Below are 13,218 nucleotides of genomic sequence, written 5' to 3'. Positions count from 1 at the left end.
TGGTATATAAATTGCTTTGTATGAGAAGCTCGCGTTTTTTACGGGTCCGGCATTGCCAGTGTCAATGCCGGCCTTTTTTACCCTCGGCAACCAAAGGAGTGTGAATACCATGTGCCGACTGTTTGCCATGACCAGTGAGACTCCCGTCTCCCCCATGATTGCCATGGAAGCCATGGATGTCATGCGGGAAGGCCACGACGGATCCGGTGTCGGCCTGTTTCTGCGGGACCTGGGCGGTCCCTTCGAGGAGATCAAGGACGCGCCCATCCTGTCGGGCATATTCAGCGAGGCGGGACTGCGGCGTCTGGATACCTTTATGATGGACGTCGGCTTCATGACCAAATACAAAATCACCATCAAGGTGCCCAAAAACCAGCCCGCCGGCGTTCCCAAGCGGGACGTCTACCTGATCCGCGCCTATGAATACCCCGAAGAGTGGGATGATTATTCGAAATCCGCCCTCTATGAAAAACTGCTGGAGATTCGTCTTCAGCTGCGGGCCATGGGCGAAGAGAAGCATGACATGATCGTTTTTTCCTTCTGGCCGGATGTGATCATGCTCAAGGAGATCGGCGACCCCCTGCAGGTGGCCCACTATCTGAACCTGGACCGCAAGGAACTGCATGCCCGGGTGATCATGGCCCAGGGGCGGCAGAACACCAACTATGCCATCAATCTATATGCCTGCCACCCGTTTTTCATCCAGGGGTACGCCTCCATGACCAACGGGGAATGCACGGCGTTCACCCCCATCCGGGAGTTCCTGCTGTCGCGCAATTTTCCCGGCTACACGGGCTACCAGAGCGATTCGGAGGTGTTCACCCACATCCTGCACTACACCCAGACCCGCTTGGGCCTCGATGTCTCGGCCTACAAGCATATCATCACCCCGTTGCAGGATGCCGCGATCGCGGACCACCCCAATGCCGGCCTGTTGAAGCAGCTCAAGCAGTCGTGCCGCCGCCTGATTATCGACGGGCCCAACTGCGTCATCGGGTGTCTGCCGGATCACAGCCTTTTCATGGCCCAGGACCGCAAGAAGCTGCGGCCCGGCGTGGTGGGCGGCCGGCCCGGACGATACGCCTTTTCCTCTGAAATCTGCGGACTTGATTTCGCGGTTCCCGATCGGGACAAGAGCAAGGATTTTCAACCCATGCATCTGGACACGGTCGTTGTCGGGCCGGAGCGCCAGGAGGTTTCCATATGCAGCCAAACGCAGCCGTTACCCCTTCTACACTAAGCGTCAAGGATCTGCCCTGGCAGATTCTCTGGCACAAGGACAAGTGCACGCTGTGCGGCCGTTGCACGGCGGTATGCCCGGTCAATGCCATCGAGCTGGGTGTATTCCGCAAGCGGCGTATCGCGGTTTCCCTCGAACCCGGCGGCAACCCCGCCAGCAGCTTCGATGTCTACCACGGTATTCGCCAGAAGACCGATCCGGCCTATGCCTGTGTGGGCTGTGCCACCTGCAGCCTGGTCTGCCCCAATGATGCCATCCTCCCCATGCGTTCGGACGAGGCGGATAAGCTGCGGTATCATATCAACCGCGGCGGTCAGCCCCGCAGCCGCGGCGGTCGGCGGAATGTCCCCGGCGGCATCCTGGACCAGATCAAGTTCATCCGCATTTCCATGCTCACGGATCCGGCCCTGGATGCCGGGCGCCATGAATTCGAGCTGCGGACTCTGCTGGGCCGTGTGCTGCCTCCGGAGCAGAACCTGAAGTTCCTCAGCGAGAACGGATGGATTCCACCGGTGCGGGAGATCTATCCCCTGATCATCGGCGGTATGAGTTTCGGTGCACTTTCCCCCAACATGTGGGAGGGGCTGCAGATGGGTGTGGCCTACCTCAACGAGGAACTGGGCATGCCGGTGCGCATGTGCACCGGTGAAGGCGGATGCCCGCCGCGCCTGCTGCGCAGCCCCTTTCTCAAATACGTGATCCTGCAGATCGCCAGCGGCTATTTCGGATGGGACGAAATCATTCACGCCATTCCCGAGATGGTGGAAGATCCCTGCGCCATCGAGATCAAGTACGGCCAGGGTGCCAAGCCCGGCGACGGCGGACTGCTGATGTGGCACAAGGTGAACAAGCTTATCGCCGCCATCCGCGGGGTGCCGCCGGGGGTCAGCCTGCCCAGTCCGCCCACCCACCAGACCCAGTATTCTATCGAAGAATCCGTGGCCAAGATGATCCAGTCCATGTACATGGCCTGGGGGTTCAGGGTGCCTGTATATCCAAAAATTTCAGCTACTTCAACGGCAATGGCGGTGCTTAACAACCTGACGCGCAACCCCTATGCCGCCGGCCTGGCCATCGACGGTGAGGACGGGGGCACCGGCGCGGCCTACAATGTCTCCATGAACCACATGGGCCATCCCATCGCCACCAACATCCGGGACGGCTACCTGAACCTGGTCGAAGTGGGCATGCAGAACGAGATCCCCCTGTTTGCCGGCGGCGGTGTCGGCAAGAGCGGCAACCTGGCCGCCAACGCCGCCGCCCTGATCATGCTGGGGGCCAGCGGCGTCCAGACCGGCAAGTACATCATGCAGGCGGCCGCCGGCTGCCTGGGATCGGAGACGGACCGGTGCAATATCTGTAACATCGGCCGCTGTCCACGGGGCATCACGTCCCAGGATCCCCGGCTCTACCGCCGCCTGGATGTGGAAAAGGTGGCCGAACGCGTCGTGGACCTTTTTCTGGCCTTTGACACCGAGCTGAAGAAAATCGTGGCCCCCCTGGGCCGGTCCACCGCCCTGCCCATCGGCATGTCAGACGCCCTGGGCATCGGCGATTACCATGCCGCCCAGCGGCTGAATATCAAGTACGTGGTTTAGATTAGGTGGATAGGCTTTAGCGGTTTAGGCTGTAGGAAAAAGACCCGATCCGATTTCCCTGCAGCCTGCAGCCTAAAAACCTGTTGTTGCTATTACTGGAGAACGAGCGATGACGGAAAACAGACAACCTTTCAATATAACGGGAAAGCGCGACGGGGAGCGCCTGGCCTCGCGGGTTCTCGAAGAACAGATTCAGCAGGCCGTGGACGCGGGCCACCGCAGTCTGGCCATTCATGCCTTCGGTCAGCACGGTATCGGCGGGCGCCTGTGGAAAACCGGCGGCGAGCCGGTGCACCTGAAGATCAAAGGTCATGCCGGCCAGCGGGTGGGGTCCATGGGGTATCCGGGAACCACCATTGACGTCCTGGGGCCGGTATCGGACGACGTCGGCTGGCTCAATGCCGGTGCGACGATCACGGTTCACGGCCACGCGTCCAACGGTGCGGCCAACGGCATGGCCCAGGGGAAGGTCTATGTTGCCGGCAATATCGGCGCCCGGGGCATGACCATGACCAAGAACAACCCCCGCTTTGAACCACCCCAGTTGTGGGTGCTGGGCTCCGCCGGGGATTATTTTGCCGAGTTCATGGCCGGCGGCGTGGCCGTGATCTGCGGCCACGACGCCCAGAATCCGGAAAATGTGCTCGGATACCGCCCCATGGTGGGCATGGTGGGGGGGCGGGTGCTGTTTCGCGGCCCGCAAAAAGGCTTCAGCCATGCCGATGCCAGGATGATGCCCGTCGATGACGACACATGGAAATGGCTGGTCGACGGGCTGGAGCGTTTTCTGACGGCCATCGACCGCCTGGAACTGCGCGAGACCCTGGCGGTCCGCGACGCGTGGCAGTTGATCATCGCCCGGTCGCCCCAGGAGAAAAAAAGCGTCGGCCGGCGTTCCATGGCCGATTTCAGGCGCGATGTGTGGGATAACAAACTGGGCAGGGGCGGCATTGTCGGTGATCTCACCGACATCGACCGCAGCCCGATTCCCCTGATCACCCACGGCAACCTGCGGCGTTTCGTCCCCGTTTGGGAAAACCGCAAATTCAAGGCCCCCTGCGAGTCCACCTGTCCGTCGGGCATTCCCGTGCAGGATCGCTGGCGGCTGGTCCGCGAGGGACGGGTGGACGAGGCCGTTGACCTGGCCCTGGCCTTTACCCCGTTTCCGGCTTCCGTGTGCGGCTACCTGTGTCCCCACCCCTGCATGACCGCCTGTACCAAGGGCTCGGCCTTCATGACCCCGGTGGACGTATCCCAGCTGGGCCGGGCCAGCATCGATGCACGCCTGCCTGAGCTTCCGCCCCTTTCCGGCAAGCGCATCGCTGTTGTCGGCGGCGGACCCGCCGGGATTTCCACGGCCTGGCAGCTGCGCCGCATGGGCCACGAGGCGGTGGTGTTCGATAACGCCCCGACCCTGGGCGGAAAGATCGCCTCGGCAATTCCCAGCAGCCGCATCCCCGCCGACGTGGTCGAAAAAGAGCTGGCCCGGGCGGCGGAAGCAATCCCCCACGTTCACCTCCAGCAACGGTTGAGCCGGTCGGATACGATCCAGTTGATCGCCGATTACGATTTTGTGATCCTGGCCGCCGGCGCACAAAAACCGAGAACCCTGCCCATTCCGGGCAAGGAACGGTTGATCACGGCCATGGATTTTCTGACCGATGCCAAGCATGACCGCGTTTCACCGGGCAACCGGGTGGTGATCATCGGTGCCGGCAACGTGGGCTGCGACGTGGCGACCGAGGCGGCTCGCCTGGGGGCCGGCGAGATCACCCTGCTGGACGTCCAGGAGCCGGCCAGTTTCGGCAAGGAGCGTGAAGACGCCGAGTCGGTGGGCGCCGTGTTTCGCTGGCCGGTCTTCACCCGTCGGATCACCGAGCGGGGCGTGGAGCTGGAGAGCGGGGAACTGATTCCCGCCGACACGGTGGTGGTCTCCATCGGCGATGCCCCGGACCTGGATTTCCTGCCCGACGACGTGGCCACCGAGCGCGGATTCGTGATGGTCAACGAGGATTACCAGACGTCCAACCCCAAGGTCTACGCCATCGGCGATGTGGTGCGGCCCGGCCTGCTCACCGACGCCATCGGCGCCGGACGGCGGGCCGCCGAAACCATCTCGGAAATCATGGCCGGCAAACGGCCCGGTGCGGATCGCAAGATGGTCATCGACATCAACCGCATCTCCCTGGAATACCTGGATCCGCGGATCGTTCAGTACGAAGACATGGAACAGTGCGGGTCCCAGTGCGCTTCCTGCGGCAGTTGCCGGGACTGCGGCATCTGTGTGGCCATGTGCCCGGAGGCGGCCATCAGCCGCAAGGCCCTGGAAGGGCCGGCCTTCGAGTATGTGGTCGATCCGGAGCGCTGTATCGGTTGTGGATTCTGCGCCGGTGCCTGCCCCTGCGGCATCTGGGATCTGGTGGAAAATACCCCCATGGGGTAATGTCAATGACCGGATGCAGCACGTCCGGTGCCGGTTCCCTGTCAATTCCCCGTCGGATCGGATGGTTATCCTTCGTTTGACAGTGATTCTCCCTGTCTGCGCCCCCCGGCGGGCGGCGGGGCAAGGATTCGGCGCCGCTGCCCGGGACCCCGCTAAATGGGCTTGATTTGCCGGGCAGATGTGGTAATTGACCTCAGAACTTTTTACGGCGTATGGCCGACCGGCCCGGCGCAAACAATACGGTTATCTATGCAAGCACGACTGACACTCGAGGACGGCCGCACCTTCCCCTGCAGGTCCTTTACCGGTCCCGGTGAAGCCAGCGGCGAGGTGGTGTTCAACACCAGCATGACCGGTTACCAGGAGGTGCTTACCGACCCCTCCTACAGCGGCCAGATGGTCACCATGACCTATCCGCTGGTGGGCAACTACGGCGTCAACGACGAAGATGTCGAGTCCGGGCGGATTCAGGTCGCCGCTTTTCTGGTCAAGGAGTACCAGCCCTTTCCCAGCAACTACCGGTCCACGCAATCCCTGGCCGACTACCTTGCCGGCCAGAACATACTGGGGGTCGAAGGGCTGGATACGCGGGCCCTGACCCGCCACATCCGCAACGGCGGCGCCATGCGCGCCATCATTTCCACGACGGATCTGGATCCCGAATCCCTGAAACGGCGTGCCAATGCCCTTCCCAGCATGGTGGGCATGGACCTGGCCCGGGAGGTCACCACCCGCCGGGCATACCGGTGGACCGCCGGCAAGCCCGAATTGCTGGGCGATGAGTTGACACTGGATGCCCGCGTATGGCGGCACCGGGGGGATCGGCCTTCGGTGGTGGCCATTGATTTCGGCCTCAAGTACAACATTGCCCGCTGCCTGGAACGGGTGGGTTTCGAGGTCCTGGTGGTGCCGGCCGAAACCGATGCCTCGGCCATTTTGGCCACGGCGCCCGACGGCCTCTTCCTCTCCAACGGGCCCGGCGATCCGGAACCGGTCGTTTACGGCGTCCGGACCGTTAAAGACCTGCTCGGCCGGCTGCCCATTTTCGGCATCTGCCTGGGCAACCAGATCCTGGGCCTGGCCCTGGGCGGGCGTACCTACAAGTTGAAATTCGGTCATCGGGGGGCCAACCAGCCGGTCAAGAACCTGAAGACCGGAAAGGTGGAGATCACCTCCCAGAATCACGGTTTTGCCGTCGACATGGACAGTCTCGGCACCGATGCGGTCGAGGTGACCCACATCAATCTGAACGACAACACCGTGGAGGGCATCCGCCACCGCCGGTTGCCGGCCTTTTCCGTCCAATACCACCCGGAGGCATCTCCGGGGCCGCATGATGCGGCTTACCTGTTCGATCAGTTCAGGGCCATGATGAAAACGAAATGACGAAAATGGACGGATTCGTAAAAAGCCCGATATCTGCTGTTAAATAAATTATAACGCGTTGAAGACAAATCCACGCTTCTGGATTCTGGCTTCTGCACGCTAAATTCGGTCTCCACACACATGCCCAAACGCACGGACATCCATAAAATTCTGATTATCGGCGCCGGCCCCATCATCATCGGGCAGGCCTGCGAATTCGACTACTCCGGGACGCAGGCCTGCAAGGCCCTGAAAGAGGAGGGCTACGAAGTGGTGCTGGTCAATTCCAATCCGGCCACCATCATGACCGACCCGGAAACGGCGGACCGCACCTACATCGAACCGGTCACTCCCGAGGCGGTGGCCAAGATTATCGAGAAAGAGCGCCCCGATGCCCTGCTGCCCACCCTGGGCGGGCAGACCGGATTGAACACCGCCGTCGAGGTGGCCCGGCAGGGAACCCTGGATACCTTCGGCGTGGAACTCATCGGCGCCTCCTTGGACGCCATTGAAAAGGCCGAATCCCGGGACCGCTTCCGCGACGCCATGAACCGCATCGGCCTGCGTATCCCCGAAAGCGGCATTGCCAATACCATGGACGAGGCCCGCGAGATTGCCGAATCGATCGGATTCCCGCTGATCATCCGGCCCAGCTTTACCCTGGGCGGCACCGGCGGGGGGGTGGCCTACAACCCTGAAGACCTCGAAAAAATAGCCAAATCGGGACTGGATGCCAGCCTTACCAGCCAGGTGATGCTGGAGCAGTCGGTGCTGGGGTGGAAAGAGTATGAGTTGGAGGTGATGCGTGACCACGCGGACAACGTGGTGATCATCTGCTCCATCGAGAACCTGGACCCCATGGGTGTGCATACCGGTGACTCCATTACCGTGGCGCCGGCCCAGACCCTCACCGACAGGGAATACCAGCGGATGCGCGACGCGTCCCTGGACATCATGCGCGAGATCGGCGTGGACACCGGCGGGTCCAACGTGCAGTTCGCCGTCGATCCGAAAAACGGCGACCTGATCGTCGTGGAGATGAACCCCCGGGTCTCCCGGAGCAGCGCCCTGGCTTCCAAGGCCACCGGGTTCCCCATTGCCAAGATTGCCGCCAAGCTGGCCGTGGGGTACACCCTTGACGAGATCCCCAACGACATCACCGGTGAAACCCTGGCCTCATTCGAGCCGACCCTGGACTATTGCGTGGTCAAGATTCCCCGCTGGACCTTCGAAAAATTTCCGGAAACCCCGGACCTGCTGACCACCGCCATGAAATCGGTGGGTGAAACCATGGCCATCGGCAGGACATTCAAAGAAGCCTTCCAGAAGGGGCTGCGGTCCCTGGAGATCGGCCGCTTCGGCTTCGGCGCCGACGGTAAGGACCGCCCGGAAGCTGATGGCGCGCCGCCGACCCCGGATGAAATCGAACAGAAACTGGCCATTCCCAACTCCCAGCGCATCTTTTACCTGCGTCATGCCCTTCAGGCGGGCATGTCCATCGAGGAGATCCACCAGACGACCGCCATCGATCCCTGGTTTCTCTTTCAGCTGGAACAGATTTTCCGCATGGAGCAGGAACTGATCGAGGCCGCAGAGACGGCTGGCCCGGGGGAGGGCGCTGAAGAAGCCCGCTTCTCCGCCCTCAGCGCCGACCAATTGACCCGCGCCAAGGCCTTCGGTTTTTCCGACGCCCAGATCGCCCATATTACCGGCGTCACGGAAAAAGTGGTGGCCCGGGCCCGCACGGACATGGGCATCCGGCCGGTATACAAGCTGGTGGACACCTGTGCGGCGGAATTCCGGGCTGCCACCCCCTACTACTATTCCACCTACGAAACCGAGTGCGAAGCCCGGGTCTCGAAGCGGAAAAAGGTCATGATTCTGGGCGGCGGACCCAACCGCATCGGCCAGGGCATCGAATTCGACTACTGCTGCGTCCATGCCTCTTTTGCCCTGCGTGAACTGGGCGTGGAGAGCATCATGGTCAACAGCAACCCGGAAACGGTGAGTACCGATTACGACACCTCGGACAAGCTCTACTTCGAGCCGTTGACCCGCGAGGACGTGCTCCATATCGTGGAGAAGGAAAAGCCCGACGGCGTGATCGTCCAGTTCGGCGGGCAGACCCCGCTGAATCTCTCCACACCGCTTTACCAGGAAGGCGTACCCATCCTGGGCACCCAGCCGGAAAGCATCGACCGGGCCGAAGACCGGGAACTGTTCCAGGCCATGCTCAAGAAGCTGGGCCTCATGCAGCCGGCCAACGGCACGGCCCTGTCCGTTGCCGATGCCCTGACGATTGCCGACACCATCGGCTATCCGGTGATCGTGCGGCCCTCCTTTGTCCTGGGGGGGCGGGCCATGAAGATTGTCTACGACCCCAGGGATATGGAGACCTTTACCCGGCTGGCCATCCTGGCGTCCCCGGGTCATCCCGTGCTCATCGACAAGTTTCTGGAGGCGGCGGTGGAAGTGGACGTGGACGCCATCTGCGACGGGACCACCAGCATTATCGGTGGCATCATGGAACACATCGAGGCCGCCGGTGTCCACAGCGGCGACTCCGCCTGTGTCCTGCCTCCCATCAGCATCGGCAGCGATATGGTCGCCCGGATCAGCGCCGCCACGAAGGCCATGGCTGCCGAACTGAAAGTGGTGGGGCTGATGAACGTTCAGTATGCCATCAAGGACAACCAGCTTTTTGTGATCGAGGTCAACCCCCGGGCGTCGCGCACGATTCCCTTCGTCAGTAAATCCACCGGGGTTCCGCTGGCCAAGCTGGCCACCCGGATCATGCTGGGCCAGACCCTTGCCGAACTGGGGTTTACCCGGGAAGTGGTCCCCGTGCACCTGTCGGTCAAAGAGGCGGTGCTGCCCTTTGACCGGTTCCCGGACGTGGATACCCTCCTGGGTCCGGAGATGAAGTCCACCGGTGAAGTGATGGGCATCGGCAAGGATTTTGGCCGGGCCTATGCCAAGGCGCAGCTGGGCGCCGGCCAGCGCCTGCCCCTGGCCGGAACGGTGTTCATCAGTGTGGGTGATGACGACAAGACGGCCATGCTGCCGGTGGCAGCCCAATTTGCAGATATGGGATTCGATATTCTGGCCACCGACGGGACCTGGTCCCGTCTCACCGCCAGCGGCATCCCGGCGGAACGGATCAACAAGGTGTCCCAGGGGCGCCCCCATGCCGCCGACGCCATCAAGAACGGCCGCATCCAGCTGATTATCAACACCGGTACCGGTGACGAACCCCGCCGGGACGGCTATACGATCCGTCGGGCGGCCCTTAAATTCAAGGTGCCCTACGCCACGACGGCCGCCGGTGCGCTGGCCGTGTGCCGGGCCGTTGAGGCACTCCGGGAAAAACCCTTTACCGTGAAACCCATCCAGGACTATCATGGATAGCGGGTCCATCAGGCCCGGACCAACCATTTCCCCTTCAAGGCCAATGAAAATGAACCCATCTGAAACAACACGTCTGGAAATGATCGGTGAGGACAAACCCCGGGAAGAATGTGGCCTTTTTGGCGCTTTCAATCATCCGGACTCGGCGAAAATGTGTTACTTCGGGCTCTATGCCCTCCAGCATCGGGGGCAGGAGAGTGCCGGGATCGCCGTTGCCGACGGCGGTGCGATAGACGAATACAAGGGGATGGGGCTGGTTCCCGACGTGTTTGACATGGACATCCTGGAGGGCCTCAACGGCTCCAGTTCGGTCGGACACGTGCGCTACTCCACCACGGGCAGTTCGGTGGTGGCCAACGCCCAGCCGCTGGTGGTGCGCCACCGCAACCGGGCCTATGCCGTGGCCCACAACGGCAACCTGGTGAATGCCCACCATGTGAAAGCCGAACTGGAGGATGCCGGCTCCATCTTCCAGACCACCATGGACAGCGAGGTGTTTCTGCACCTGTTCGTCCGCAGCCTCCACCTGGGTTTCGAGGAGGCCCTGAAAGCCTCGGTGGCCCGCCTGAAGGGGGCTTTTTCCATGGTGGTGCTGACCAGCCGGGGCGAATTGATCGGCATCAAGGACCCTCACGGCTTCCGGCCCCTGTGCCTGGGCAAACTCAACGGTTCCTGGGTGCTGGCATCGGAGACCTGCGCCCTGGACCTGGTGCAGGCGGAATTTGTTCGCGAACTGGACCCGGGTGAGATTGTCATCATCAGCAGGGACGGGGTCAAAAGCATTCGCACCAATACCCCCAATCGCAGGGCGTTCTGCATTTTTGAATTCATCTACTTCGCCCGACCGGACAGCACCTTTTTCGGCCACAACGTCTACCTCACGCGCAAGGCCCACGGCCGGCGGCTGGCCGAGGAAGCGCCCGTGGATGCCGACCTGGTCATGCCTTTTCCCGATTCGGGCACCTATGCGGCCCTGGGGTATTCCGAAGCATCGGGCATCCCTTTCGAAACGGGCATGATCCGCAACCACTACGTGGGCCGCACATTCATTCAGCCGACCCAGAGCATGCGGGACTTCGGGGTCCGGGTGAAGCTCAACCCCATCAAGGAACTGCTCAAGGGCAAGGACATCATCATCATCGAAGATTCGATTATACGGGGCACCACCGTAAAGACACGCGTAAAGGCTCTTCGTGAATTGGGGGTCAAACGGGTTCACCTGAGGGTCAGCGGGCCGGCCCACCGCTTTCCCTGCCATTACGGCATCGATTTTTCCACCAAAGGGGAGCTGATCGCAGCCAGGATGAACGTGGCGGAGCTGCGTGACCACCTGGGCCTGGATTCCCTGTACTACCTGAGCCTGGAAGGGCTGCTCGCATCCACCGGTATCGACAATCCGGTCGATCATTTCTGCAAGGCCTGTTTCGATGGCTGCTACCCGGTTCAGTTCGACGACAACCTTTCCAAGCACTGTATGGAGGTCAGAAGAACCCCATAATTCAGCGAATGAGGCTTGCCTTTCCTGAACCGACACACTAAAATGCGACCAAAAGACGGCTTCCGGAACTTACCATCGCCTGGGGGGGAGTATGATCGAGTCCAAATATCTGAAGGAAAATATTGAGAATATTCAGCGACTCATGTCCATCTCGGCCCTGAAGCATTTCGAGACCCGCAACCTGGGAAAATTGCTTCGCCTCAGTAAAATCCGCCAGTACGAATCCGGTGAAACGATCATCCAGGAAGGGGACATGGACCCCTGGCTCTACTTTTTGCTCTCCGGTAAAATCCGCATCACCAAGGAAGGCGAAGAGATCGGAGCCATCTCGAAGAAGGGTGAAATCTTCGGCGAGATGCGGATTATTGACGACCAGACCCGCAGCGCCACGGTGCTGTCGGACGGCAAGACCATCTGTCTGGCCGTGGACACCTCCGCCGGGAACCGGCTGTCCTCCTCCGATCAAAAGGATGAGCGCCTCGACTTTCTGCTGCTGCTCTACCGGATTTTCGCCGAATACATGACCTACCGCCTGCGCCTGACCAACGAAGAGCTGATCCGGGCCAAAAAGGAGGTGCGGCGCCTGGGCGGCAAAGCCGGATCGACGCCGGATAAAGATGAAGATGCGGACCTGGAAAACCTGATGAAATCGATGTGATGCGAAAAACGGTATCCTTTACCCGCCATTCGGCCAACGTATTCTTCCACCTCCTGACCCGGTGCAACCTTCGTTGCCGGCACTGCTACATCAACCCCGATCAGCACGGCCGAAACACCCTGGACATCGATACCATCGATCGGTGGCTGACCCTGTTCGCCCGCCGGCATCCCGAATCCAACGTCATTTTTCTGGGCGGTGAACCGACCCTGCACCCGGACCTGTCCACCGCCGTCCGCCGGTCCAGGGCCCTGGGATACGCATCGGTGACCATCGATACCAACGGCTACCTTTTTCACGACATCCTCGATCGGGTGTCGCCGGACGAGGTGGACTACTTCAGTTTCAGCCTGGACGGCCCCAGCCCGTCGATCAACGATCCCCTGCGCGGATCGGGCAGCTTCGAGCACTGCACGCGCGGCATTGCCGCGGCCAAAGAACGCGGTTTTGCCGTCAGCCTCATCTATACGGTCAGCCGGGCCAACATCGACCACCTGGCGCGCATGCCGACCCTGCTGGACGAACTGGGGGTCGACCGGTTTTTTATCCAGGTGATCGGCGTCCGGGGCGAGTGGGCCGAGGACCCCCGGCATCGGGACGCCCTTGCCCAGGTGGACCGGGACACTTGGCTGGCGGTGATCCCGCAGGTGGCCGAATCCGTCGCCCGGCGGGGGATCACCGTCACCTTCCCCAAGGTGTTCCTGGAGCCCGATGAACCCTTCGAATGCGCCGGCCTGGTGGCGGACAACTACTTCATTTTTCCCAACGGCCGCGTCTATCGATGCCCCTTATGCGAGGACTACCCCCTGCACAGCCTTGAAATCCGCGATGACCGGCTGGTGGCCGCCGCCAAGGTCAACGAGGCGGACCTGTTTCCCCTGTGCATTCCCGAGGGATGCGTCATGAACCGCATCATCCAGCCCCGCAACCTTCCCCCTGCCGATGGCGGCAAGCCGGCTTACAAAATAGCCTGCTGTATGCTTAAAGAAGAAATCACTCCGTAGCGCG

General features: G+C 61.6%; 8 protein-coding genes. All 8 read left to right on the top strand.

Annotated elements, in window-relative coordinates; all coding sequences use genetic code 11:
- The first annotated feature begins 109 nt into the window (after window positions 1–109).
- The 8 genes from DSCA_RS16040 to DSCA_RS16005 all read left to right on the top strand — a co-directional run bounded on the left by DSCA_RS16040 (window position 110) and on the right by DSCA_RS16005 (window position 13,214).
- Complete coding sequence (locus DSCA_RS16040; protein WP_155317381.1) at window positions 110–1,240, top strand: class II glutamine amidotransferase domain-containing protein; 1,131 nt, start codon at window positions 110–112, stop codon at window positions 1,238–1,240.
- Window positions 1,204–2,838, top strand: a complete 1,635-nt coding sequence (locus DSCA_RS16035; protein WP_155317380.1) for a glutamate synthase-related protein — start codon at window positions 1,204–1,206, stop codon at window positions 2,836–2,838. The genes DSCA_RS16040 and DSCA_RS16035 overlap by 37 nt, the downstream gene beginning before the upstream one ends.
- Before the next feature lie 109 nt (window positions 2,839–2,947).
- Window positions 2,948–5,281, top strand: a complete 2,334-nt coding sequence (locus tag DSCA_RS16030) for an FAD-dependent oxidoreductase (RefSeq protein ID WP_155317379.1) — start codon at window positions 2,948–2,950, stop codon at window positions 5,279–5,281.
- 249 nt (window positions 5,282–5,530) lie between these two features.
- Window positions 5,531–6,667: a glutamine-hydrolyzing carbamoyl-phosphate synthase small subunit gene (gene carA / locus DSCA_RS16025; protein WP_155317378.1), complete on the top strand. Its 1,137-nt coding sequence runs from the start codon at window positions 5,531–5,533 to the stop codon at window positions 6,665–6,667.
- Window positions 6,668–6,787: 120 nt separating this feature from the next.
- Complete coding sequence (gene carB, locus DSCA_RS16020) at window positions 6,788–10,054, top strand: carbamoyl-phosphate synthase large subunit (protein ID WP_155317377.1); 3,267 nt, start codon at window positions 6,788–6,790, stop codon at window positions 10,052–10,054.
- Between the two features lie 49 nt (window positions 10,055–10,103).
- Window positions 10,104–11,552, top strand: a complete 1,449-nt coding sequence (gene purF, locus DSCA_RS16015; protein ID WP_407924248.1) for an amidophosphoribosyltransferase — start codon at window positions 10,104–10,106, stop codon at window positions 11,550–11,552.
- A gap of 91 nt (window positions 11,553–11,643) precedes the next feature.
- Complete coding sequence (locus DSCA_RS16010; protein ID WP_155317376.1) at window positions 11,644–12,210, top strand: cyclic nucleotide-binding domain-containing protein; 567 nt, start codon at window positions 11,644–11,646, stop codon at window positions 12,208–12,210.
- Window positions 12,210–13,214, top strand: coding sequence for a radical SAM protein (locus DSCA_RS16005; protein WP_155317375.1), 1,005 nt, complete (start codon window positions 12,210–12,212; stop codon window positions 13,212–13,214). Before DSCA_RS16010 ends, DSCA_RS16005 begins: the two co-directional genes overlap by 1 nt.
- The last annotated feature ends 4 nt before the right edge of the window (window positions 13,215–13,218 follow it).

This window comes from Desulfosarcina alkanivorans (genome assembly GCF_009688945.1).
GTDB lineage: Bacteria > Desulfobacterota > Desulfobacteria > Desulfobacterales > Desulfosarcinaceae > Desulfosarcina > Desulfosarcina alkanivorans.
Note: the sequence above shows the minus strand (reverse complement) of the source record. Positions and strands in the feature narration are given on the sequence as shown.